21 protein-coding genes are annotated in these 22,971 nt (G+C 65.3%); 13 read left to right on the forward strand and 8 right to left on the reverse strand.

Going from position 1 to position 22,971, the window contains the following annotated elements:
- The first annotated feature begins 218 nt into the window (after positions 1–218).
- Positions 219–1,997 carry an acyl-CoA dehydrogenase gene (locus RAD15_RS31895; protein WP_458182366.1) on the forward strand — a complete coding sequence of 593 codons (1,779 nt, stop codon included), beginning with the start codon at positions 219–221 and terminating at the stop codon, positions 1,995–1,997.
- Positions 1,998–2,135: 138 nt separating this feature from the next.
- On the opposite strand, the gene RAD15_RS31900 is transcribed toward RAD15_RS31895, so the two are convergent.
- Complete coding sequence (locus tag RAD15_RS31900; RefSeq protein WP_458182368.1) at positions 2,136–3,389, reverse strand: MFS transporter; 1,254 nt, start codon at positions 3,387–3,389, stop codon at positions 2,136–2,138.
- 244 nt (positions 3,390–3,633) lie between these two features.
- Here RAD15_RS31900 and RAD15_RS31905 point away from each other — a divergent pair, with 244 nt between their 5' ends.
- The 8 genes from RAD15_RS31905 to RAD15_RS31940 all read left to right on the forward strand — a co-directional run bounded on the left by RAD15_RS31905 (position 3,634) and on the right by RAD15_RS31940 (position 12,675).
- The gene (locus RAD15_RS31905; RefSeq protein ID WP_458182369.1) at positions 3,634–4,392 is read left to right on the forward strand and encodes an enoyl-CoA hydratase-related protein; all 759 of its coding nucleotides are present in this window, start codon (positions 3,634–3,636) and stop codon (positions 4,390–4,392) included.
- A gap of 108 nt (positions 4,393–4,500) precedes the next feature.
- On the forward strand, positions 4,501–6,156 hold the full coding sequence (locus RAD15_RS31910) for a bifunctional metallophosphatase/5'-nucleotidase (protein WP_458182370.1): 1,656 nt from the start codon (positions 4,501–4,503) through the stop codon (positions 6,154–6,156).
- Between the two features lie 134 nt (positions 6,157–6,290).
- Positions 6,291–7,220 (forward strand): histone deacetylase family protein, encoded by a 930-nt coding sequence (locus RAD15_RS31915; protein ID WP_458182372.1) that lies wholly within the window; start codon positions 6,291–6,293, stop codon positions 7,218–7,220.
- A gap of 72 nt (positions 7,221–7,292) precedes the next feature.
- Entirely contained in the window at positions 7,293–7,544 is a 252-nt protein-coding gene (locus RAD15_RS31920; RefSeq protein WP_008132970.1) for an exodeoxyribonuclease VII small subunit, read from the forward strand.
- Positions 7,545–8,153: 609 nt separating this feature from the next.
- On the forward strand, positions 8,154–10,082 hold the full coding sequence (gene dxs / locus RAD15_RS31925) for a 1-deoxy-D-xylulose-5-phosphate synthase (RefSeq protein WP_458182374.1): 1,929 nt from the start codon (positions 8,154–8,156) through the stop codon (positions 10,080–10,082).
- Between the two features lie 37 nt (positions 10,083–10,119).
- Positions 10,120–10,674 (forward strand): nucleoside 2-deoxyribosyltransferase, encoded by a 555-nt coding sequence (locus tag RAD15_RS31930; RefSeq protein ID WP_458182375.1) that lies wholly within the window; start codon positions 10,120–10,122, stop codon positions 10,672–10,674.
- A gap of 26 nt (positions 10,675–10,700) precedes the next feature.
- On the forward strand, positions 10,701–11,435 hold the full coding sequence (locus RAD15_RS31935; protein WP_458182377.1) for a TlyA family RNA methyltransferase: 735 nt from the start codon (positions 10,701–10,703) through the stop codon (positions 11,433–11,435).
- The gene (locus RAD15_RS31940; protein ID WP_458182379.1) at positions 11,428–12,675 is read left to right on the forward strand and encodes a class I SAM-dependent RNA methyltransferase; all 1,248 of its coding nucleotides are present in this window, start codon (positions 11,428–11,430) and stop codon (positions 12,673–12,675) included. The genes RAD15_RS31935 and RAD15_RS31940 overlap by 8 nt, the downstream gene beginning before the upstream one ends.
- 38 nt (positions 12,676–12,713) lie before the next feature.
- On the opposite strand, the gene RAD15_RS31945 is transcribed toward RAD15_RS31940, so the two are convergent.
- The 5 genes from RAD15_RS31945 to RAD15_RS31965 are packed head-to-tail and all read right to left on the reverse strand — an operon-like array spanning position 12,714 to position 17,645.
- Entirely contained in the window at positions 12,714–13,565 is an 852-nt protein-coding gene (locus RAD15_RS31945) for an ABC transporter permease (RefSeq protein ID WP_458182380.1), read from the reverse strand.
- Positions 13,566–13,567: 2 nt separating this feature from the next.
- Positions 13,568–14,416: an ABC transporter ATP-binding protein gene (locus RAD15_RS31950; protein ID WP_458182382.1), complete on the reverse strand. Its 849-nt coding sequence runs from the start codon at positions 14,414–14,416 to the stop codon at positions 13,568–13,570.
- Positions 14,413–15,459: an ABC transporter substrate-binding protein gene (locus tag RAD15_RS31955; RefSeq protein WP_458182384.1), complete on the reverse strand. Its 1,047-nt coding sequence runs from the start codon at positions 15,457–15,459 to the stop codon at positions 14,413–14,415. The genes RAD15_RS31950 and RAD15_RS31955 overlap by 4 nt, the downstream gene beginning before the upstream one ends.
- Positions 15,460–15,498: 39 nt before the next feature.
- Complete coding sequence (locus tag RAD15_RS31960; RefSeq protein WP_458182386.1) at positions 15,499–16,713, reverse strand: CaiB/BaiF CoA transferase family protein; 1,215 nt, start codon at positions 16,711–16,713, stop codon at positions 15,499–15,501.
- Positions 16,710–17,645, reverse strand: a complete 936-nt coding sequence (locus tag RAD15_RS31965; RefSeq protein ID WP_458182388.1) for a hydroxymethylglutaryl-CoA lyase — start codon at positions 17,643–17,645, stop codon at positions 16,710–16,712. Before RAD15_RS31965 ends, RAD15_RS31960 begins: the two co-directional genes overlap by 4 nt.
- A gap of 169 nt (positions 17,646–17,814) precedes the next feature.
- Here RAD15_RS31965 and RAD15_RS31970 point away from each other — a divergent pair, with 169 nt between their 5' ends.
- Complete coding sequence (locus tag RAD15_RS31970) at positions 17,815–18,645, forward strand: GntR family transcriptional regulator (protein WP_458182521.1); 831 nt, start codon at positions 17,815–17,817, stop codon at positions 18,643–18,645.
- Between the two features lie 20 nt (positions 18,646–18,665).
- Here the strand turns inward: RAD15_RS31970 and RAD15_RS31975 are convergent, their stop codons facing one another.
- A complete protein-coding gene (locus RAD15_RS31975; RefSeq protein ID WP_458182390.1) occupies positions 18,666–19,268 on the reverse strand; it encodes a hypothetical protein in 603 nt (200 codons plus the stop codon).
- Positions 19,269–19,523: 255 nt separating this feature from the next.
- Between RAD15_RS31975 and RAD15_RS31980 the strand changes: the two genes are divergently transcribed.
- The 3 genes from RAD15_RS31980 (at position 19,524) to RAD15_RS31990 (ending at position 22,165) form a co-directional block, all read left to right on the forward strand.
- Entirely contained in the window at positions 19,524–20,582 is a 1,059-nt protein-coding gene (locus RAD15_RS31980; RefSeq protein ID WP_458182391.1) for a class I SAM-dependent methyltransferase, read from the forward strand.
- 151 nt (positions 20,583–20,733) lie between these two features.
- Positions 20,734–21,375, forward strand: coding sequence for a carboxymuconolactone decarboxylase family protein (locus tag RAD15_RS31985; RefSeq protein WP_458182392.1), 642 nt, complete (start codon positions 20,734–20,736; stop codon positions 21,373–21,375).
- 19 nt (positions 21,376–21,394) lie between these two features.
- The gene (locus RAD15_RS31990) at positions 21,395–22,165 is read left to right on the forward strand and encodes an enoyl-CoA hydratase/isomerase family protein (RefSeq protein WP_458182393.1); all 771 of its coding nucleotides are present in this window, start codon (positions 21,395–21,397) and stop codon (positions 22,163–22,165) included.
- Positions 22,166–22,195: 30 nt separating this feature from the next.
- On the opposite strand, the gene RAD15_RS31995 is transcribed toward RAD15_RS31990, so the two are convergent.
- Entirely contained in the window at positions 22,196–22,831 is a 636-nt protein-coding gene (locus RAD15_RS31995) for a hypothetical protein (protein ID WP_458182395.1), read from the reverse strand.
- Positions 22,832–22,971 lie beyond the last annotated feature (140 nt).

Genomic DNA, 22,971 nt, shown 5'->3' on the forward strand with positions numbered 1-22,971 from the left:
CTGCCGCAGATTCCCTTCGGTCGCAGCCGGTCTATAGGGAGCGGCGCGGCATTTCAACCGCCTGGAGGGGCAAAATACCGCTGGCCGGGGGACCGGCCGCGCCACACTCTATTATAGGCCCGGCGATGGGCCTGTTTCCGACAGGAGGCGTTCCGCCCATTGAGACCTCCCCCGTTTCATGGGAATACGGCGCCAATATCTGTTTACGGGAGTGAGCCATGACCTACCGCGCGCCGATCTCTGACATGCTGCTGTCGCTCAACCACGGCGCGGGCCTCAAGGCCGCTATGGAAGCCGGCCATTACGGCGATTTCGACGCCGACATCACCGCTGCCGTGCTGGAGGAAGCCGCCAAGTTCGCAACCGACGTGCTGGCGCCGCTCAACAAGGTCGGCGACGAGCATGGCATCAAGCTTGATGACGGCAAGGTCACGACCGCGCCGGGCTGGCCGGATGCCTACAAGCGCTGGACCGAGGGCGGCTGGAATGCGGTCTCGGGCCCCGAGGATTTCGGCGGCCAGGGCCTGCCGATCGCGATCAACGCCGCCTGCACCGAGATCTGGAGCGCCGCCAACGTCGCCTTCGGCCTTTGTCCGTTGCTGACGGCCTCGGCGATCGAGGCGCTGGACGCCCATGGCAGCGACGAGCTGAAGACGATCTATCTCGAAAAGCTCGTCTCCGGCGAATGGACCGGCACGATGCAGCTCACCGAGGCGCAGGCCGGCTCCGACGTCGGCGCGCTGCGCACCCGCGCCGAAAAGCAGGCCGACGGCACCTATCGCATCAAGGGGACGAAGATCTTCATCACCTATGGCGAGCACGACATGACCGACAACATCGTTCATTTCGTGCTGGCGCGCCTGCCCGACGCGCCGGCCGGCACCAAGGGAATCTCGCTGTTCCTCGTACCGAAGTTCATGGTCAATGCCGACGGCTCGCTGGGCGCGCGCAATGACATCTTCGCCAGCGGCGTCGAGCACAAGCTCGGCATGCACGCCTCCCCCACCTGCACCATGACCATGGGCGATCATGGCGGTGCGATCGGTTTCCTCATCGGCGAAGAGAACCAGGGCATGCGCTGCATGTTCACCATGATGAACCAGGCCCGTCTCGGCGTCGGTCTGGAGGGCGTCGGCGTCGCCGACCGCGCCTATCAGCAGGCATTGTCGTACGCACAGGAACGCAAGCAGGGCCGCGCAATCGGCAAGAAGGGCGAAGGCTCCGACGCGATCTTCGTGCATCCCGACGTCAAGCGCATGCTGATGCGGATGCGGGCGCAGACCGCCGCCGCGCGCACCATCTGCTATGCCACCGCGGTCGCGATCGACGTCTCGACCCGCGCCAAGGATCCGAAGGTGCGTGCTGATGCCGCCGCGCGCGCGGCGCTGCTGACGCCGATGGCAAAGGGCTACTCCACCGACATCGGCAACGAGGTCGCCTACCTCGGCGTGCAGGTGCATGGCGGCATGGGCTTCATCGAGGAGACCGGCGCCGCGCAGCACTATCGCGACGCCCGCATCACCGCGATCTACGAAGGCACCAACGGCATCCAGGCGATCGACCTCGTCACGCGCAAGCTCGCGGCCAATGGCGGCGCCTCGGTGTGGGCGCTGCTCGACGAGCTCGCGGCGACGGTCAAACAGGTCGAAGCGTCCAACGATCCCGCTTTCGGCACCACCGGCACCAAACTGCGCGAGGCGCTGGAGGCGTTGACGCGCACCAGCAAATGGCTGCTGGAGCGCGTTGCCTCGGCACCGAACGAGGCGCTCGCGGGCGCGACGCCGTATCTGCAGCAGTTCGGCTCGACGCTCGGCGGCTGCATGCTGGCCTCCGAAGCGCTCGCGGCCAAGGCCGACGGCACCGCGGACGCCGCGCGCTACGTCTCGCTCGCGCGCTTCTTCGCCGAGAACATCACGGTGCAGGCGGGCGCGCTCGAGCGCACCGTGACGGAGAGCGCGGAGTCGGTCGCGGCGGCGGATGCGGTGCTGCTGGGGTAACTAGTATGCTGCTGATCCCGTCATCCTGAGGTGCGAGCCATGCGACGCAAAGCGTCGCGTGGGGAGCCTGGAAGGATGCACGGCCGAGATGCAGCAGCCGGGCGTCGCCCTTCGAGAGCCGCTGAAGAAGCGGCCACCTCAGGGTGACGGTGATAGAGTGTGCGAATCTTCCAGCCTCTTCCCCGGCCGCCACAGCACGATTCCCGCGGCCACGACATCCAGCACCACGCACAGCGCAAACGCCGTCGTGTAGTTGCCGGTCAGGCTGCGCACGAGGCCAACGATGCCGGGGCCGAAGGCACTGACGATGCCGCTGATCGAGGTGCCCAATCCCATCGCGGCCGCGAAGGCGGCAGCGCCGATCTCACGCTGGATGATCAAGGGCGGGAACGTGATCATGTTGCCGATCGAGAAGCCGTAGACGGCGCAGCACAGCAGGAGCACGGTCGGGCTCCCGCTCTGCACGAGAACGAACAGCGCCGCCGCCTGGCTCGTCATCGACGCCGCGCAGGCGAGCCTGGGATCGAGCCGATCGACGAACAGGCCGAGCGACAGGCGCCCGACCACGGCCATCGCCGCCATGACGGTGACCGCGAGCCCCGCCGCAGAGCGACCGATCAGCGGTTCGAGAAAGCTCACCTGGTGGATGATGAATCCCATCTGCGCGAGCAGTGCGATCGCGATCGGCAGCACCATGGTCCAGAACGCGGCGTTGGCGAGCAGCGTCCTGCGGGAACGGGCCGGCGCGTCCGTGCCTGCCCCGGACGGAAGCGCGCCCGATGCCGAGGACGTCCTGTCGGGCCAGCCGATGAAGGTCACGACAACGGGCAACACCAGCACCACCATCGCGATCGTGACCGCGAGCATCGCGGAACGGAAGCCGATGCTGCCGGTCAACGACAGCAGCAGCGGAACGAGGATGATGCCTCCGCAGGTCGCGCCGTTGAAGGCGAGGCTGAGCGCGAGCCCGCGGCGCCGCTCGAACCATGAGTTCAGCACGGTCGCGATGACCACGGTGCCCATGCCGGTCCAGCCGACCGACATCAGCGCATAGGCGAGATAGAGCTGCCAGGGCGTCTGCATCAGCGCCAGCAGCACAGTCGAAGCGCCGAGCGCCGACAGACCGCACAGGATCAGCGACCGCAGCCCGATGCGGGCGAGCAGATCGTCGGTGAAGATGACGAGGACGGAGGTCAGGAGGAACGAGAACGTGCTGGCCGCGGAGACCAGCGTGCCCGGCCAGCCATGGGCGCGCTGCAGCTCGGCGAGATAGACGCCCTGGCCATACAGGCCGAAGCCGAACATGAAGAAGGCCATGAGGAAGCAGGCCAGCACGACACGCCAGCCTCGGTAGTGCAGCGAGGATTCGTCAACGCCCGTTGTGGCAATCATCAATCGAGCAATCGGCCAAATGGAACAAGGGTGCGATCGTGCCTTACAACCCCTGGTTTTTCAAATGAAACATTGTAGCCAATTGTTGCGGCGCGCAATCCGGCCGCGGGCACCATGCGCCCATCTCACGGAAATCGGCGGCGAAAAGCTTGAGCCAGCGCATTGGCACGCCTGCAAGATGATGTAGGCTGATGCCTGCGAGACTCGCGGGCGGCAAGCGTCGCGGCGACCGCAGGGGGCGCTCATGCCGAATGGTAATATCGTCGTCACCGAAGAGCACGGGACGCGCGTGATCACGCTGCGCCGTCCGAGCAAGAAGAACGCGATCACGCAGGACATGTATCGGGAGATGAGCCGCGCGATCGACACCGCGCAGAACAATCCCGACATCCGCTGCATGATCGTCACCGGCGGCTCCGGCGTGTTCACCGCCGGCGACGACATCGACGATTTTCTCCACGCCGACACGGCGCGGCCGGAGACGCTGTCGAACGGCGCCAAGTTTCTCTATTCGCTCGCCCTCAACACCAAGCCGATCATCGCCGCCGTTGACGGCGCGTCCATCGGCGTGGGCACCGTGATGCTGTTCCATTGCGACTACGTGCTCGCCTCGACAGCCGCGACGTTCTCCGCGCCCTACATCAAGCTCGGGCTCGTGCCGGTCGGCGCGGCCAGCCTTTTGATGCCGAACACGATGGGGTATCAGCGCGCCTTCGCGATGCTGCTGATGGGGCGGACCTTCACCGCCGCGGAGGCCCACGCCGCCGGCTTCGTCAACACCGTGGTCTCGCCGGGACACACCGAGGTCGAGGCGCGCAAGGTGGCGCGCGACATCTGCAGGCTTCCGGCCGACGCGGTCGCGACCTCGCGCAAGCTGCTGCGCACGCCGCCGGAAGAGCTCACCCGCCGCATCGACCAGGAGGCGCATCTGTTCGGCGAGCGGTTGAAATCGGACGAAGCGATTGCCGCTTTCAATGCGTTCGCGAACAGGAAGAAGCGGTAGAGGTGGCCTTCCCCCTTGCGGGACCCACAAGGGGACAAGGAATAAAGGGAGGTGTGTTCACGACAATGCTTCGTGAAATCTTCGCTTGGACCGTCTAGTCTCGGTTCCATGCGATACCGATCCATCCTTGCCGCACTCGCCCTCATCGCCACCCTCCCCGCCTCGGCGCAAACCGCCGCGCCGGTCGAGCTGCGCATCCTCGCTATCAACGATTTCCACGGCAATCTGCGCCCGACGCCGGGCGGCATTCGCATCAATGATCCCGAAGACAAGACCAGGAAGGTCATGGTGGCGGCCGGCGGCGCCGAATACATGGCGACGCTGGTGAAGCAGCTGCGCGAGGGGCGCAGGAACACGATCTTCGTCGCCGCCGGCGATTTGATCGGCGCAAGCCCCTTCCTGTCGGCGATGTTCCACGACGAGCCTTCGGTCGAGGCGCTCTCGATGATGGGACTTGCGATCACTTCGGTCGGCAATCACGAGTTCGACGAGGGCAGAACCGAGCTCTTGCGGATGCAGAACGGCGGCTGCCATCCGGTCGACGGCTGCCAGGGACCGCATCCCTTCACGGGTGCCAAATTCCACTATCTGGCGGCCTCCACCATCGAGACCGCGACCGGGAAAAGCGTGCTGCCGCCCTATGAGATCCGTGAATTCGACGGCATCCCCGTCGCCTTCATCGGGCTGACCTTGAAGGAGACCGCGGGCATCGTCTCACCGTCGGGCGTTGCCGGGCTCGAATTCCGCGACGAAGCCGAGACGGTGAACGCGCTGGTGCCGCAGCTGAAGGCGCGTGGCGTCGAGGCGATCGTGGTGTTGATCCATCAGGGCGGCGAGCCCGCCGGCGACTACAATGAATGCCCGGCGATTACGGGGCCGATCGTCGACATTGTGAAGAAGTTCGACCGTACGGTCGACGTCGTCGTCAGCGGCCACACCCACCGTGCCTATGTCTGCGACATCGACGGACGGCTGGTCACCAGCGGCGACAAATACGGCACGCTGGTCACCGCGATCGACCTCAAGCTCGATCCTGTGACCCGCGACATCGTCAGCGCCAGGGGCGAGAACGTCATCGTCGCCAATGCCTCGCTCGCCAAGGACCCCGAGCAGACCGCATTGATCGAGGCCTATGACAAGCTTTCGGCGCCGATCGCCAACCGGCCGGCCGGATCGATCACGCAGACGCTGTCGCGCATTCCGAACGAGGCCGGCGAAAGCGCGCTCGGCGACATCATTGCGGACGCGCAGCTCGCCGCGACGAAGGATGCCAGGGATGGCAGCGCTGTCATCGCGCTCACCAATCCCGGCGGCATCCGCACCGACATCGTGCCGAAGGAGAACGGCGCGGTGTCCTTTGGCGAGCTGTTCGCGAGCCAGCCGTTCCGCAACCGCCTCGTCACGTTGACGCTGACGGGCAGCCAGCTCAAGGACATGCTGGAGCAGCAATGGCTCGATCCGAAGCGGCCGCGGATTCTCCAGGTGTCGAACGGGTTCAGCTATGCCTGGGATGCGTCGAAGCCATTCGGCGAGCGCATCCTGCCCGAGAAGATGACGCTCAACGGCAGGCCGATCGAGCCTGCAAGCGGTTACCGCGTCACCCTCAACGATTACCTCGCCGTCGGCGGCGACGGTTTTACCGTCGCCAAACAGGGCGCCTCGCCGCAATATGGCGGCTATGACGCGGACGCTCAGTTCGCGTTCTTCCGGGCGCATGGACCGATCGGTCCGCTGCCGCTGAGCCGGATCCTGCGCGTGAATTGATCCGGATCAAACGGCCGGCCCCGGGACAACCCTTTGCCATTCCTGCCCAAACGCCTAGATTGGGTTTTGCATTGCGTTTTGGCGCCGGATGCGCCAAGCGACGCCGAGAGCCCGTTCCCTGTGAGGCCGACCTGATGAGCACGCTTCTTCTTTCCCACAAGGCCTGCCTCGACCACGTCACGCCGCCGGGACACCCTGAAAGGCCGGACCGCCTGCGTGCGGTGGAGGAAGCGCTGTCGCATGAGCGCTTCCAGTTCCTGGCGCGCGACCAGGCCCCGGAAGGCGATCTCGACCTCGTCACGCTGTGCCACAACGAGCATTACGTCACCGAGCTGCGCCACATCGCGCCGTCCAGCGGACAGGTCTATATCGACGGCGACACCTCGATGTCGCCGGGCACGTGGGAAGCGGTGATGCGCGGCGTCGGCGGTGCGGTCGCGGCGACCGAAGCGGTGATGAACGGCGAGCACCGCAACGCCTTCGTTGCGGTGCGCCCGCCCGGCCATCACGCCGAGATCGGCAAGCCGATGGGCTTCTGCTTCTTCGACAACGTCGCGATCGCCGCGCGCCACGCGCAACGCAAATACGGCATCAAGCGCGCAGCCATCGTCGATTTCGACGTGCATCACGGCAACGGCACGCAGGACATCTTCTGGTCGGACCCGACCGTGATGTATTGCTCGACGCACCAGATGCCGCTGTTCCCGGGCACGGGTGCGAAGAGCGAGCGCGGCGACCACGACACCATCGTCAACGCGCCGCTCGCTTCCGAGGACGGCGGGCCGGAATTCCGCTCCGCGTTCGAGAATTTGATCCTGCCGCAGCTGACGAAATTCAGCCCCGAGCTTCTCATCATCTCCGCCGGCTTCGATGCGCATTATCGCGATCCGCTGGCCTCGCTGAACCTGCGCGGGGATGATTATGCCTGGGTGACGCGCAAGCTGATGGACCTTGCCGACAAGACCGCCGGAGGCCGCGTTGTTTCGGTGCTAGAGGGCGGCTATGACCTGCAAGGACTGAAAGAATCTGTTACGGCGCATGTCGGCGCCCTGATGGGCGCCTGACGCACCGCCACATTGCGCCCGCAAAACTCTGCTTTCTCTGAAGGAAAGCGAATCGGGCAATCGGAAACGGATATGGCCGAAAACACCCAAGTCGACGTCTCCCGGCTCACCTTCGAGCGCGCGATCGAGGAACTCGAGACGATCGTGAAGCGGCTCGAGGACGGCAAGGTGCCGCTCGAGGAATCCGTGACGATCTATGAGCGCGGCGAAGCCCTGAAGCGCCGCTGCGAGGAACTGCTGCGCCAGGCCGAGGCGCGCGTGGACAAGATCACCACCGACGCCAGCGGCCAGGCGACCGGCACCGCACCGCTCGACGTGCAGTAAGGCCGACACGACCGCACGCCATTTTTGGCCGCCGCCGGCCGCATGCTCGTCATCATGCGGCAGGACCAGTCTGCATTATTTTCATGGCACGGCATGGTTCCGCCGACGCTCAGGTTCCGGAACCTGCGACTGGCTGCCTCCCCACCGGCCCGAACGGGCCGCAACGGGGCGTAAAGAGCTCTTATTTCACCGAAAAAACCTGCGAAATAACCGGGCAGGCGGGAACGGTCCGTCCCGGTCCACGATTAACCACTCTGGCCCGCGAGTTGCACCTGCATACCCGTAATCGGCCCGGCGGGTTGGCTTTGGCCCAAGCTTTGGTGTAAAGCTGCGCGGAGTGTGGCTTTTTGTAAGCCTTGCGTGGGCACCGATTACCGACGACAAGCGCTTCGAATCGCTAATGAAATTGGCTGGGACGGACGAAGCCGATCTAAGTGACAGGGATCACAGAGACTGAACCGGAGCGCACTTAAGCTCACCTAAGCTTGAAGACGGGGCGTGGCCCCATGCAGGTGGCTCCGACGGTTTTAGGACTCGCGCTGCGCCGATATTGTGCAAACCCATCGCGCACCGGAATGACCTTCCGGCGCTGACAAATTGGAAATCGCCGTGAACGCATACAGCAAGACCCCGCTTCTCGACACCATCCGGACACCGGATGACTTGCGCAAGCTCAAGATCGAGCAGGTCCGCCAGGTCGCCGACGAGCTGCGGCAGGAGACCATCGATGCCGTCTCGGTGACCGGTGGTCACTTTGGTGCGGGTCTCGGCGTGGTCGAGCTCACCACCGCGATCCATTACATCTTCGATACGCCGCGCGACCGGCTGATCTGGGACGTCGGCCACCAGGCCTATCCGCACAAGATCCTGACCGGGCGGCGCGACCGCATCCGCACCTTGCGCACCGGCGGTGGCCTCTCCGGCTTCACCAAGCGCAGCGAGAGCGACTACGATCCGTTCGGCGCGGCGCACTCCTCGACCTCGATCTCGGCCGGCCTCGGCATGGCTGTCGCGCGCGACCTCTCCGGCGGCAAGAACAACGTTATCGCTGTGATCGGTGACGGCTCGATGTCGGCGGGAATGGCCTATGAAGCCATGAACAATGCGGGCGCAATGAACTCCCGCCTGATCGTCATCCTCAACGACAACGACATGTCGATCGCGCCGCCGGTCGGTGCCATGAGCGCCTATCTGTCGCGACTCTACTCCGGCAAGACCTACCGCACGCTGCGTGAGGCGGCCAAGCAGATCAACAAGCGCCTGCCCAAGATCATTGCCAACCGCGCCAACCGCGTCGAGGAATATTCCCGCGGCTTCATGATGGACGGCGGCACGCTGTTCGAGGAGCTCGGCTTCTACTACGTCGGGCCGATCGACGGTCATAACCTCGACCATCTGCTGCCCGTGCTGAAGAACGTGCGCGACATGGAGACCGGCCCGATTCTGGTCCACGTCGTGACGCAGAAGGGCAAGGGCTACGGCCCGGCGGAAGCCTCCGCCGACAAGTACCACGCCGTCGTCAAATTCGACGTCGCCACCGGCACCCAGGCAAAAGCAAAACCGAACGCGCCGGCCTACCAGAACGTGTTCGGCCAGAGCCTCGTCAAGGAAGCACAGAAGGACGAGAAGATCGTCGCCATCACCGCGGCAATGCCGTCGGGCACCGGCGTCGACATCTTCAACAAGGCCTTCCCCGACCGCACCTTCGACGTCGGCATCGCCGAGCAGCATGCGGTGACCTTTGCCGCCGGTCTTGCGACCGAAGGCTACAAGCCGTTCTGCGCGATCTACTCGACCTTCCTGCAGCGCGGCTACGACCAGATCGTGCATGACGTCGCGATCCAGAACCTGCCCGTCCGCTTCGCCATCGACCGCGCCGGCCTCGTCGGCGCCGACGGCGCGACGCATGCGGGCTCGTTCGACAACGCCTATCTCGGCTGTCTGCCGAACATGGTGATCATGGCGGCGGCGGACGAAGCCGAGCTCGTGCACATGGTGGCGACCCAGGTTGCGATCGACGACCGCCCAAGCTCGCTGCGCTATCCGCGCGGCGAAGGCCGCGGCATCGAGATGCCCGAGGTCGGCATTCCGCTCGAGGTCGGCAAGGGTCGCATGATCCGGCAGGGCAGCAAGATCGCCCTGCTCTCGTTCGGCACGCGCCTCGCCGAATGCGAGAAGGCGGCCGACGAGCTCGCCGCCCATGGCCTTTCGACCACCATCGCGGATGCGCGCTTCATGAAGCCGCTGGACACCGAGCTGGTGCTCAAGCTCGCCCGCGACCACGAGATCCTGATCACCATCGAGGAAGGCTCGGTCGGCGGCTTCGGCTCGCATGTGGCGCAGTTCCTGACCGACCAGGGCGTGCTCGACACCGGCATGGTCAAGTTCCGCTCGATGGTGCTGCCCGACGTGTTCCAGGACCACGACACGCCGGCCGCGATGTACGGCCGCGCCGGTCTCGACGCCAAGGGCATCGTCGCCAAGGTGTTCGAAGCGCTCGGCAAGGACGTCAAGGCCGAGACGGTCAAGCTCGCCTGAGGGCGAGCTTCGACCTGCGGCGAAGCGATACCACTCCATGAAAATCTATCTGGCAGGTCCCGACGTGTTCCTGCCGGATGCGGTTGAGATCGGCCGGCAGAAGGCTGCAATCTGCGCCGCGCACGGCTTGGTCGGCCTCTATCCCCTCGACAACGTGATCGACCTCACCGCGGGCGATGCCTCGCGGCAGATCTTTTGCGGCAACGAGGCGATGATGGACGCGGCCGACGCCATTATTGCCAACCTTACGCCGTTCCGCGGCGCCGGCGCCGATCCGGGCACGGTCTACGAGCTCGGCTACATGGCCGGGCGCCGCAAGTTCTGCCTCGCCTATTCCAACGACGGTGCCGCCTATGCCGACCGCATCAGTCGCTTCATGGACGTGACCTCCGAGGACGGGCGGCTGGTCGACGCGCAGGGGCTGACGGTCGAGGATTTCGGCCTCGTCGACAACCTCATGATGATCCATGCGCTGGAGCTGCACGGCTGCCCGCTGGTGACGCCCGCCACGATGCCGATCGACGTCTGGCACGATCTGGCCGCGTTCGAGACTTGCGTCCGGATGGCAGCCGCGCGATTGATCGCTACATAAGCGACAGCCCTGTCCTGGAGAGTCGATTGTCCACTGCCCGCAAGCGCGCGGATGTTTTGCTGGTCGAGCGCGGCCTGTTCGAGAGCCGGGCACGGGCGCGCGCGGCCATCGAAGCCGGTCTCGTCACGGCCGACGACAAGCAGGTCGCAAAACCCTCGGAGACGATCGCCGAGGACGCGGTGATCCAGGCCGAGCCGGCGCACCCCTACGTCTCGCGCGGCGGCGTCAAGCTGGCGGGGGCACTGGAGAGGTACCCGATCGAGATCGAGGATCACGTCTGCCTCGACGTCGGCGCCTCCACCGGCGGCTTTACGGAAGTGCTGCTGGCCAACGGCGCGAGCCTGGTGTTCGCCATCGACGTCGGCACCAGCCAGCTGCATCCCTCGCTGCGCGGTCATTCCAAGATCGTGTCGATGGAGGAGACCGACATCCGCACCTATGACGGCAAGCGCCTGCCGGCGCGGCCCGATGTCGTCGTCATCGACGTCAGCTTCATCTCGCTCAAGACGGTGCTGCCCGTGGCGCTGTCGCTGGCCGCGGCGCCCATGAGCCTGCTGGCGCTGATCAAGCCGCAATTCGAGGCTGAGCGGAAGCACAACAAGAAGGGCATCATCCGCGACGCCGCCGTGCAGCGAGAGATCTGCGACGACATCGCGGCCTTCGCCGCCTCGCTCGGCTGCACCGACATCGAGGTGTTCCCCTCGTCCATCACGGGCGGCGACGGCAACATCGAATTCTTCCTGGGCGCGCGCCGTGGTTGAGCGCGTGAGGATCGATCACGTCGGCCATCGCGGCGACGGCGTCTGCCTCGACGCCGGCGAAGCCATCTATGTGCCCTACACGCTTCGAGGCGAGACCGTCGAGGTCGACCACGTCGCCGGCAATCATCCCGACCGCCGCAAGCTGCTGGCGGTGGATGTCGCGAGCCCCGAGCGCATCGAACCGTTCTGCCCGCATTTCGGCGTCTGCGGCGGCTGCGCGATCCAGCACTGGGCGGCCGAGCCCTATCGCGCCTGGAAGCGCAACATCGTGGTCGAGACGCTGGCGCAAGCCGGCATCGATTGCGAGGTGGCGCCGCTGGTCGACGCCCACGGCAATGGGCGCAGGCGCGTCACGCTGCACGGCCGGTTCGGCACGCATGACATCCTCAAGGTCGGCTTCTCGGCGGCGAGCTCGCACGACGTGATCCCGATCCATCGCTGCCCGATCCTCGATCCCGCGCTCGAGGGCGCGCTCGATGCAGCCTGGGCGCTTGCCGAACCGCTGACGTCGAGGATGCCGGTGACCAAGCCGCTCGACATCCAGGTCACCGCGACTGCCAACGGCCTCGACGTCGACGTGCGCGGCTCCGGCCCGCTGCCGACGCCGCTGGTCACGGCGCTGTCGCGCGTCGCCGAGCAGCATCGCCTGGCGCGGCTGACGCGGCACGGTGAGCTGGTGCTGCAACGCCTAGCGCCGACAATAAGGATGGGCCGCGCAGAGGTGACGCTGCCGCCGGGCTCGTTCCTGCAGGCGACCGTCGCAGGAGAAGAGACGCTGGCCGCGCTCGTCGCCGAACGCGTCGGCAAGGCGAAGGAGGTTCTCGATCTCTTCTGCGGCGTCGGCCCGTTCGCGTTGCGGCTCGCGGAGAAGGCGCGCGTCACGGCCCTCGACAACGACGCCGGCGCTGTCGCGGCGCTGGCAAAGGCCGCGCGCACGCCGGGCCTGAAGCCGATCAAGGCCGAGCCGCGCGACCTGTTTCGCCGTCCCTTGGTGCCGCCGGAGCTGCGCGACTTCGATGCCGTGGTGTTCGACCCGCCGCGCCAGGGCGCGCAGGCGCAGGCGCTGAAGCTCGCCGCGAGCAAGGTGCCTGTGGTGGTCGCAGTGTCCTGCAACGTCGCAACCTTCGCCCGCGATGCACGGCTGCTGATCGACGGTGGCTACACGATCGACGCAGTGGTGCCCGTCGACCAGTTCCGGCACACGCCGCATGTGGAGCTGGTGGCGCGGTTCAGGCGGTGACGGCACGCCAGCCGCGCCCCTCGATCCCTTCCAGACGGCTATGCCGACGGCTCGAATTGCGGCTGCCATCGCAACAGGTAGGACTGCAGCGAGCGCACCGCGATCGCCAGCAGGATCCCCACGAACATCATGACGAAGATGGCGACCATCATCTCGCTGGCATTGGCCCGCGCCTCCGCTTCGATGATGAGTTTGCCGAGCCCTCGCTCGGCGCCGATGAACTCGCCGACGATGACGCCGATCAGCGCAAAGGAAACGGCCGGCAGGAGCGAAGCGAACACCCAGGCGAGCGCGGAGGGGATCACCACGGTCCGTAGCACGGTGAATTCGCTGGCGCCCAGGAGACGGGCGGCCGCGATTTGGTCGCGGTCGACCGCGCGCGTTCCTTCAAAAGTGTTGAAGAACACCACGAAGAACACGACGAGCCATGCCGTCGCGATCTTGGAGAGATCACCCAGGCCGAAGATCAGGATGACCAGCGGTACCAGCGCGATGCGCGGTATCGAGTTGAGCGCCACGATGTAGGGCCCGAACACGCGGGCAAGGAAGTCCGAACGGCCGAGGATCAGGCCAGCCGCAATTCCGCTCGCTGACCCGAACAGAAAGCCCCACCAGGTATTCTTCAGCGTGACCAGCGTGGCGAGCCACAGATTGTTGTCGTTACCCTTGATGCAGGCGGCGAAGCCCGCGGTATCGGCGAAACAACCAAGCCGCAGAAAACTCTGCCAGATCAGCGACGGCTTGGCGACGAAATAAGGATCGAGGATTTTTGGCACGTAAGCCTTCGGCAGCAGCGCCTTGCTCCATTCAAAGCCCCACTGCCAGACGACGAGCACGGCCGCGAGAATGGCCAACTGCCAGAACAGGATCATGGTGCGGCTTTTGGCCATGGTCAGTCAGCCCTGGTGCGGCGGAATTCCTCGCCGAGTGAATGCCAGATGTGGGAATAGAGGCGGCCGAATTCGGCGGTCTCCCGCACGGCTACGGGATCGCGGGGCCGCGGAATGGCGACGTCGAAATCTTCCTTGAGCCGCCCGGGCCGCGCCGAGAGCAGGATGATGCGGCTTGCGAGCGTCAGCGCCTCGCCGAGATCGTGCGTCACGAACAGCACGGTCTGCCGCTCGCGCTCCCAGATCTCCAGCAGCGTCTTGTGCATCTCCAGCTTGGTATGGGTGTCAAGTGCGCCGAACGGCTCGTCCATCAGGAGGATCTCCGGCTCCAGAATCAGCGTGCGCATCAAGGCGACGCGCTGGCGCATTCCGCCGGACAACATGCGCGGGAAGCTTTGCGCAAATCCAGAGAGCCCGGCCTTCTCGACTGCCGAAGCGACGCGGCCAGCGCGCTCGGTCTTCGGCAGCCCCGCGATCTCCAGCCCATAGCCGATGTTCTGCTCCACGGTGCGCCAGGGAAACAGCGTGTCCCGCTGGAAGACGTAGCCGACCCTGGGGTTGACCTTGCCGGTCTCGACGGTGTCGTCGTCGATGAGAATTCGTCCGCCGGAGCGCGGCAATAGTCCCGCGACCATGTTGAGGATAGTGCTCTTGCCGCAGCCGGATGGACCGAGCAGCGCGACGAATTCGCCCTGCTTGACCTCGAAAGACACGTCATCGACCGCCACGAATTCGCGGCCCGTCGCGCTGAAGCGTTTGGCGAGCCCTTGCACGGCGACGCGCGTGCGCGCCGCCGCCGTGTCATCGTCGTTACTCTCTCGCGCGCGGCCCGGGCTGGGTGCGGCCATCATTTGTATTTCGCCCTGGCCGCCTGGAGGAAGCTCATGTCGACGACATGCTCGTATTTGGTCTCGGGAATATCCGTGCCCTTGCGGTACCAGGGCTTGGCGCCGCGTTCGAACGATGCCTTGTCGATGACACCGTCATAGGCCCAGGTCGACTTGTCGAAGCCGAGCTCGGCACTGACCGCGTCGGGGTCGATGCCCGAAAAGTATTTCGGCGCAACCAGCGCCTGCACCTCGGCGAGCGGCGCCGCCTTCACGAAGGCCATCGCGCGATAAATCGCGCTCACATAGGCCTGCACCATCGCCTTGTCCTGCTCGACCGTGTCCTGAAGCGTGTAGATCACGAGGACAGGCAACGTTCCGCCGAAGTCCTTGTCGAACACGCCGGGTTTGGATGTGTCGTAAATCGTCCTGCCAAAGCCCTTCTTTTCGACCTCCACGATCCAGCTCGGCGGCGCCATGATGGCGTCGAACTGCTTGGTCTGGAGCGAGGGGAACATCGTGTTGGGCCCCCCGCCTGCGACCCAGTTCACCTTCTCGCCGAGCCCGCGCGCCTCGAACACATAGGTGCCGAACACCCAGGTGCCCGAGCCGATGGCGGTGGCGGCGACGATTGGCTTGGCGCCGTCCGCGCGCTTGTAGTCCGCGAGCTTCTCGACCGAATTGATGCCGCTGTCGTGGAGGTCCTGCCGGACCATGATGTTGGCGTAGGAACACACCATCTCGGTGGCGAGCAGTATCTTGCAGGGCTTGCCACGCGCGCCGAGCTGGAGCGGGTGGCTGGCATCGCCGTGCGCGAACAGCACCTGCCCTGCCGCCAGCGCCTGGCGGCCGAACGTCCCGGAATTGCCGGTGACGAGCTTGGAATCGAGCCCTTCCTCCTTGAAGTACCCCTTCAGCTCCGCAATCATGCCGATGGCGTAGACCGGCGACACCGGTCCGAATGCAAGCGAAACTTGCTTGCTCTGCGCGCTCGATCGTCCCGGCAGCAGCGATGTGCCGGCCAGCGCGGAGCCCGCGATCAGCGCCTGGCGCCTGGTAATGCTCATGTGCTCCTCCTCCCTGTTTTTGTCCGATTGCGCCGATCGTCAGGACGGCGCGACCTTGATCGTCCCTGCCTGTCGCAGCGTTTCGATCTCGTCCGGGGCCATCCCGATTTCGCTCAGGATCTCGCCGCTGTGCTCACCGATCTCAGGCGGATCGTAGCGGTTAGGCAGGCGCCGGCCGTCCATGGAAATCGGCAGTAGCGGCGTCTTTGCCCCGCTGCCGTCGGGTAGCCGAATGTCGGTCAGGCCGCCCGACTGGTTGAGGTGCGGGTCATCGAAGAGATCGCCGGGCTTGTTCACCGGGGCGTAGGGCAGATCAAGCTGCTCGAGGCGCGCGGCGAGATCGACCTTGTCCCACTGCTTGAAGATCTCGGCGATTTCGGGGATCAGCCAGCCGCGATGATCGACGCGGTCGTTGCTCGTTGCAAAGCGCGGATCAATGAGCCAGGCTTCTCGATCGAAAGCGCGGCAGAACGCCTCCCATTGCTCCTCACCGACGATGGTGACGAACAGCTTCGAACCGTCCCGCGTGTCGAAGAGATCGTAAACCGGCCACGGACTGTCCTTGATCGAATAGGGAATCGAGGGCTGGCCGCTGACCACTTCGCACATCATCGCCTGCGCCATCAGGAACACGTTGTTCTCGTAGAGCGCACTCTGGATATAGCGACCATGGCCGGTCCGCTGCCGCTCGGCGAGCGCAGCCTGGATTGCGATCACGCCGAACATGCCGCCCATGATATCGTTGACCGAGGCGCCGGCGCGCATCGGCCGGTCGGGCAAGCCGGTCATGTAAGCGAGGCCGCCCATCATCTGCACGACCTCGTCAAGCGCGAGGCGGTTCTCGTAAGGCCCGGGCAAATAGCCCTTCAGCGAGCAATAGATCAGGCGTGGCGCAAAGGCAGCGACAGTCTCGTAGTCCAGGCCGATCCGCTTCAACAGGCCGGGCCTGAAATTCTCGATGAAGACGTCGCTGTTCTCGATCAGCCGGCGAGCGACGCCCTGGCCTTCCGCGGTCGACGTGTCCAGCGCAATGCTGCGCTTGTTGCGGCTGTAGGTGGCGAAAAAGCCGGCGGCCGGCCCCTTGAAATACCGGGTGCGGTCTCCCTTCGGCGGCTCGACCTTGATCACGTCGGCGCCGAGATCGGCGAGGATCAAACCACAGCTCGGCCCCATCACCATCTGGCTGAACTCGACGACGCGAATGCCCGCGAGCGGACGAAGCTCCGCGGCCGTCTGGCCGGCAGCCGACGTCATGCCGCCCTCCGCAGAATCTTGGGGATGCCGGCTTCGTGCAGATGTCCCGTCAGATGTTTTGCCGGGATATGACGGGCGAGGATCTCGCGGGTCTGCATCAGGCGGTCGAGGTCGATGCCGGTGGAAAGCCCCATGCGTTCCAGCATGAACACGAGATCCTCGGTGACGATGTTGCCGCGCGCACCGGGCGCAAAGGGGCAGCCGCCCAACCCGGACACCGCTGCGTCGAAACGGCGGATGCCGGCTTCGAGGCCGGCGACGGCATTGGCAAGGCCTGCGCCGAGCGTGTCGTGCAGATGCAGCCGCAACGTCATCTGCGATCCGACCTCGTGCCGCACGGCGGCCACGACCTGCCCGATCAGCTTTGGGGTCGCGTAGCCGACGGTGTCGGCAAGCCCGATCTCGTCGGCGCGGGCCTCGGCAAAAGCGCGCGCCACCCTGCACACGGCCGCTTCACTGACCTCGCCTTCCAGCGAGCAGCCAAAGGAGGTCGAGATCGCGCCCATCAGCTGCGGCCGCTGGTCCACCGGACGGGCGTCAATCGCGGCGCGGACTGCGCGAAACCCCTCGAATTGCTCTTCGACCGAACGGCGCACATTGGCGCGGTTGTGCGTTTCACTGGCGGAGATCACGAAGTAGATGGCGTTGACACCGGCGGCGATGGCGCGCTCGGCGCCCCTTACGTTCGGCACCAGCGCACCAATGGTTGCCGACTTGTGTGTGAGCGCATGCGCCATCACGGCATCGACGTCGGCGAATTGCGGCACGACCTTCGGCGGCACGAACGATCCGGCATCGATCTCGCGCACGCCGGCCGCGGCGATCGTGTCGATCAGCGCGCATTTGGCTTCAGTCGGAACGAAGATGTCGAGATTCTGCAGGCCATCGCGGGCAGCGGCCTCGCAAATATGGATATCCGGCACGCGGGCCATCGGGCTCTCCCTGCTTAATTGTATATTGTTGCATCAAAGAACAATCTATGGGACAGTCTGTCAAGACCCAATCTTTGCGTGCATAGCAATGACCACCTCTGACAGTTCCCGACAGGCCGCCGCTAAGAACAGCGGTTCCGAGCGTGCCGAGCACCTCGCCGGCTTGATCATGGCGCTCGCCCGGCGCGACGGCATGAAGGCCGGCGATCGCCTGATCGAACAAAGGCTTGCGGACGCGCTGGATCTTTCGCGTGCGCCGATCCGGCTCGGCCTGAAGGCTCTGGAAGCGGCGGGGCTGGCGCGCGGCGAACCGCACCGCGGCTTCGTGCTGGCCAAGAATCCGACAAGCGGCGCAGCCCAGCCGGCATTGGCGGCAGTCAGGCGCAGCGAGCAGGTGTATGCGACCATCGCCAGCGACGTGCTCGCAAGCCGCCTCTCGGCGGACGTCACCGAGGCGGAGCTGATGCGACGCTATGATCTGAGCCGGGCCGAGCTGCAACGGTTGCTCGACCGCATTGCGGCCGAGGGATGGATCGCTCGTCTGCCGGGCTATGGCTGGCGCTTCGCGGAGACTCTATCCAGCCCCGAAGCACTGGCCAAGGCGACGGCGTTTCGGGCGGTCATCGAGCCGGCGGCAATCGCGCAGCCCGACTTCATGTTGCCGGAGGAGGTGATTGCACGCTTGCGCGAGCGCCAGCTACGCATTCTGGAAGGCGAACTTGAAAAGATGACGATCAGCGAGGTCTTTCACTCCGGCTGCGAATTCCATGAGGAGATCATCCGCGGCGCCGGCAATCCCTTCTTTCTTGAGGCGCTCAGGCGCGTGAACTCGATCAGACGCCTGTTCGCCTACCGCAGCTTCGCCGATCGCGATGGCATGCGGCGACACGTGCGCGAGCACTTGCGCCTGCTCGACGTCCTGGAAACGCGGCGTTACGCCGAAGCGGCGGAACTGATGGCCAAGCACCTGCAACGTCCGCTGGTGGCTGGCTTGTCGTGATGGCTGTGACGCGGTGCCCCTCAGCGCCGCAGCCCGCTCAATGCCGGCGATTCACCGGGTAGCATGTTCGATCTGATGTCGCTGTCCATGCGGCCGGAATCCTGCTGGGTGAAACCGGCGCCGAACGACAGGCTGAGGTTGGAGGTCGGCTTGAACTCGACACCCGCGAATGCGCCGTAACCGGGCGAAACGCCGGAGGTCAGCGGCGCAAGCGAGCTGCCGATGCCGCCATTGTATTTCAGCGTATCGAAGCCGGCAAAGAACGTGACGGGCATGCCGCCCGCAGTCTTGGTGTTGTAGCCGAACTGCGTGCCGTCATAAGAGAGCGCACTGAAGTTGCCGGCCGGCGCGGGCTGGCTGAGGCCGCTCATGCCAAGATTGCCGTGTTGGCTCCCGACGAAGAAACCGGGACGGAAATCGTAGCCTCCGCCCGCATCGCCGCCATTGAAGCTCGGAAAATTGCCGTAGCCCTCCGAGCTCTGGACGGCGTTGCCGCCGGAGCCGAAAGGCCCACCCGGGATCCAATACTGCAAGGGCGCCACTTGCGCATGCGCGGGGATTCCGCCGAGGCAGAGCACCGCGAAAATGGCTGCAAGACCGCATGAACGTGGAAGACCGGGCATTCAGGTAACCGTCAGGAAAGCTCATAAATTATACGCGCCGGACCGTGCGAATGCCAGCGATGCAATGCCGCCGATCGCGCCATCCAGTTCCCGGGATCGCCTCGTCCTGACGCGTTGAACCTCCCTCGCCCCGGATTGACCCATTTAAAGGACGTGCAAGCCGGGCCGTCGCCTTGATCGCGATGGCGTGAAGCAGTCCCGTAACGCGCAATTGCGCAGACCTTTGAAAATGCCAGACACTGGATGGAGGCTGTCATGGAGGTCAATTCCGACAGGTTGAATGCCTTTATGGGCAAGATGATCACCGAGGTCGGGGCGGCGATGAACGCATCGCTGGTCCTGCTCGGCGACAAGCTCGGCCTCTACCGCGCCCTCGCCGCCAAGGGGCCCATGAGCTCCGCGGAGCTGGCGAGCGCGACCGGAACGGCGGAGCGTTATGTCCGCGAATGGCTCTCAAGCCAGGCGGCATCCGGCTACGTCGAATATGATGCCGCTTCGGGAAAATTCTCGATGCTGCCGGAGCAGGCGATGGCGCTTGCCGACCAGGATAGCCCGGTGTTCCTCGGCGCGGTCGGCAATGTCATTGCCGCGGCATTTCTCGACGAACCGAAGGTCACGGACGCGTTCAGAAGCGGCAAGGGTGTCGGCTGGAACCGGCGCAGCGAGTGCCTGTTCTGCGGCACGGCCCGCTTCTTCCGGACCGGCTACATGCATCATCTGGTGCAGGAATGGCTGCCCGCGCTCGACGGCGTCGTGGACAAGCTGAAGCGCGGCGCCAAGGTCGCCGACGTCGGCTGCGGACACGGGGTCTCGACCCGGCTGATGGCGGAGGCCTTTCCCAACTCCCGCTTTTACGGCTTCGACTATCACGAGGGCTCGATCGAGGCGGCGCGAAAGGCGGCAGCTGAAGCAAAGCTGGGCGACCGTGTCACCTTCGCGGTGCACTCGGCCAAGTCCTATCCGGCCGAGGGATACGATCTCGTCTGCTTCTTCGATTGCCTGCACGACATGGGCGATCCCGTCGGCGCCATCAGCCATGTGCGGAAATCCATGGCCAATGACGGCACCTGCATGCTGGTCGAGCCGTTCGCCGGCGACCGCCTCGAGGACAATCTCAACCCGGTCGGGCGCGTCTACTACGCCGCGTCCACCATGATCTGCACGCCGGCCTCGCTCGATCAGGAGGTCGGCCTCGCGCTCGGCGCTCAGGCCGGCGAGGCAAGGCTGCGCAAGGTCGCCGCCGAAGGTGGCCTGTCGCGCTTCCGCCGCGCCGCCGAAACGCCCTTCAACCTGATCCTGGAGGCACGGGTCTGATCTCCATCACGCACCGGGAGCGTCGACACGGCATACGGCCATGCCAATGCCGCAGCCTCGCCCGGCGCTGACATCCTTGCCATGGTCGCATCGCAACGTAAGCTTGCGATCGAACGAGGCGGCGTGAGTCCGCCGCAATGGGAGGATGACGATGAAATATCTCGGCCTGGCGCTGGCTGCGCTGTTCGCTGTAACGGTCTCCGGCGTCGGCCGCGCAGCCGAGCCGACCCGCTTCGCGCCGCTGAAGGCCGACGAACTCACGCCGCCCCAGAAGGAATGGGCGGACGCGATCGCGGTGCCGCCGCGCAACGCCAAATTCGTCAACCCGCCCTACCGCGCCTATATCCGCAACCCCGAGCTGGCGCCAAAGCTCTCGGCGATGTCGGACTATCTGCGCTGGAATTCGTCGCTGCCGGCGCGCCTCAGCGAATTCGCCATCCTGATCACCGCACGGCAGTGGACGGCGCAATATGAATGGTTCGCGCATTATCCGCTCGCGATGAAAGCCGGGCTCGACCCTGATGTCGCCAAGGACGTCGCGAACGGTGTGCGGCCGAAGGCGATGAAGGACGATGAAGCCGCCCTGTACGACCTCGCGATGGCACTCTATCGCGACAGGAAGGTCACCGACGACGTCTACCGCGCCGCGCAGCAGAAATTCGGCGAGCGCGGCATCATGGATATCATCGGCCTGATCGGCTATTACGACCTGGTCTCGATGACGCTGATCACGATGCAGGCCGAAGCGCCGAACGACAGCGTGCCCCCGCTGCCGCCGCTTGCCGCGAAATAGTGGCGCCATGGAGACCCCGGTGACATCTGACAATCCCGTCGCTTACGAACTCGTCGGCAACGTCGCCCGCATCACGCTGCGTCGGCCGCCGGTCAACGCGCTGAGCCTCGAGGTCATCCGCGCGGTGGTGGGCGCGTTCCAACGTGCTGCCGACGACGATGCGCGCGTCGTCGTCCTGGCGAGCGCAATTGCAAAGCGCTTTTCGGCGGGCCTCGACCTCGACATCCTGCTCGGCAAATCCGGCACCCAGATCCGCGAATTCCTCCAGGCGCTCTATATCGACCTCTACGATGCCCAGTACGGGCTCGGAAAACCCTCGATCGCCGCGGTTGGCGGCGCGGCGCGGGGCGGCGGCATGACCATGGCGGTGTCCTGCGACGTGGTGCTGGCATCCGAGAGCGCGACGTTCGGCTATCCCGAGATCGACGTCGGCGTCATTCCCGCGATCCACTACGCGCATCTGCCGCGCATCGTCGGACGTCACCGCGCATTCGAGCTGCTGTTCACCGGCCGCGTCTTCAGCGCCACGGAAGCACGCGAGCTCGGCGTGGTGAACCGCGTCGTCGCGGATGCGGAGCTCGAGGCCGAGGTCGGCAAGCTCGCTGCGCAGTTCGCCGGTAAATCGGCCGCAGTGCTGCGGATGGGCCGCGCCGCTTTCATGCGCCAGATCGATCTCGACTACCGGCGCAGCATTGCAAGCGCCGTCGACGATTTCTGCAACGTTGCGACGTCTGACGAGGCCCAGGAAGGATTGAGGGCGTTCGTGGAGAAGCGGGCGCCAAAATGGTGAGGACGGCTTGCCGCGCCGAGAGGCGTGCGTTCAGGCGGTCTTGTCGACGGACGACGAGGTATCCGCCGGCGGATATTTCGTCACGGGCACCATGAAGGACTTGGTGCCGACCTGGTAGATGATCTTGCCGTTCTGCCCGTCGTCGGTCGAGATCTGCGCCTGGCCGAACATGATGACGTTCTTGTAGACGTAGCCGGTGCCCTGGCGGGTGATGCCGTCGGTGGTGACGCTGACCTGCGCTTCCTTGCCGTCGACGGAGAGCACCTTGAAGCTCGCGCTCTTGCCATTGTCGCTGGAATAGCCGCCCCAGCTTCCCATGAGACGGCTGTCGGAGGCCGGCGGCGCCTGCTTCTCGAGATTGGCGGTCTGCTTGCCGGCGCCTCCCACGGAGAACAGGAGCACCATGTTCTTGCCGTCCTTGGTGCCGACCGTGACCCCGCCAAAGGTGATCAACGAGCCCTGGACCTCGCCAAAGCCGCGTTCGGTGTGCCCGTTATGAGTGTACTCGACCTGTGCCCGAGCACCACGGATGTTCACGACCTTGAAGCTGACGTCCTGGTTGTTGCCCACCCAATTGCCCTTCCAGTCACCGACCAGAGCACTCTGGTGATACACCCGCTCGTTGGCGGGAGAAATCTGGCTGGTGCTCGATGTGACGATGGCCATTGGATTGCTCGGGAACGGGTCTGACGACCCCGCTTTCACTCGCTCCGGCAATGTCATGATGCCGGCCGGAACGAACAGAAACTATCCGATTAGGGCCATGCACCGGTTAACGAGCCGTTAAACCCGACCACCCGCTGAGG

The sequence above is a fragment of the Bradyrhizobium sp. 14AA genome (assembly GCF_054185205.1).

Bases quoted from the DNA above. Each gene is read 5' to 3' on its own strand.
- RAD15_RS31895 (WP_458182366.1), top strand. From the start codon at position 219: ATGACCTACCGCGCGCCGATCTCTGACATGCTGCTGTCGCTCAACCAC.
- RAD15_RS31900 (WP_458182368.1), bottom strand. From the start codon at position 3,389: ATGATTGCCACAACGGGCGTTGACGAATCCTCGCTGCACTACCGAGGC.
- RAD15_RS31905 (WP_458182369.1), top strand. From the start codon at position 3,634: ATGCCGAATGGTAATATCGTCGTCACCGAAGAGCACGGGACGCGCGTG.
- RAD15_RS31910 (WP_458182370.1), top strand. From the start codon at position 4,501: ATGCGATACCGATCCATCCTTGCCGCACTCGCCCTCATCGCCACCCTC.
- RAD15_RS31915 (WP_458182372.1), top strand. From the start codon at position 6,291: ATGAGCACGCTTCTTCTTTCCCACAAGGCCTGCCTCGACCACGTCACG.
- RAD15_RS31920 (WP_008132970.1), top strand. From the start codon at position 7,293: ATGGCCGAAAACACCCAAGTCGACGTCTCCCGGCTCACCTTCGAGCGC.
- RAD15_RS31930 (WP_458182375.1), top strand. From the start codon at position 10,120: ATGAAAATCTATCTGGCAGGTCCCGACGTGTTCCTGCCGGATGCGGTT.
- RAD15_RS31945 (WP_458182380.1), bottom strand. From the start codon at position 13,565: ATGGCCAAAAGCCGCACCATGATCCTGTTCTGGCAGTTGGCCATTCTC.
- RAD15_RS31950 (WP_458182382.1), bottom strand. From the start codon at position 14,416: ATGATGGCCGCACCCAGCCCGGGCCGCGCGCGAGAGAGTAACGACGAT.
- RAD15_RS31955 (WP_458182384.1), bottom strand. From the start codon at position 15,459: ATGAGCATTACCAGGCGCCAGGCGCTGATCGCGGGCTCCGCGCTGGCC.
- RAD15_RS31960 (WP_458182386.1), bottom strand. From the start codon at position 16,713: ATGACGTCGGCTGCCGGCCAGACGGCCGCGGAGCTTCGTCCGCTCGCG.
- RAD15_RS31965 (WP_458182388.1), bottom strand. From the start codon at position 17,645: ATGGCCCGCGTGCCGGATATCCATATTTGCGAGGCCGCTGCCCGCGAT.
- RAD15_RS31970 (WP_458182521.1), top strand. From the start codon at position 17,815: ATGGCGCTCGCCCGGCGCGACGGCATGAAGGCCGGCGATCGCCTGATC.
- RAD15_RS31975 (WP_458182390.1), bottom strand. From the start codon at position 19,268: ATGCCCGGTCTTCCACGTTCATGCGGTCTTGCAGCCATTTTCGCGGTG.
- RAD15_RS31980 (WP_458182391.1), top strand. From the start codon at position 19,524: ATGGAGGTCAATTCCGACAGGTTGAATGCCTTTATGGGCAAGATGATC.
- RAD15_RS31985 (WP_458182392.1), top strand. From the start codon at position 20,734: ATGAAATATCTCGGCCTGGCGCTGGCTGCGCTGTTCGCTGTAACGGTC.
- RAD15_RS31995 (WP_458182395.1), bottom strand. From the start codon at position 22,831: ATGGCCATCGTCACATCGAGCACCAGCCAGATTTCTCCCGCCAACGAG.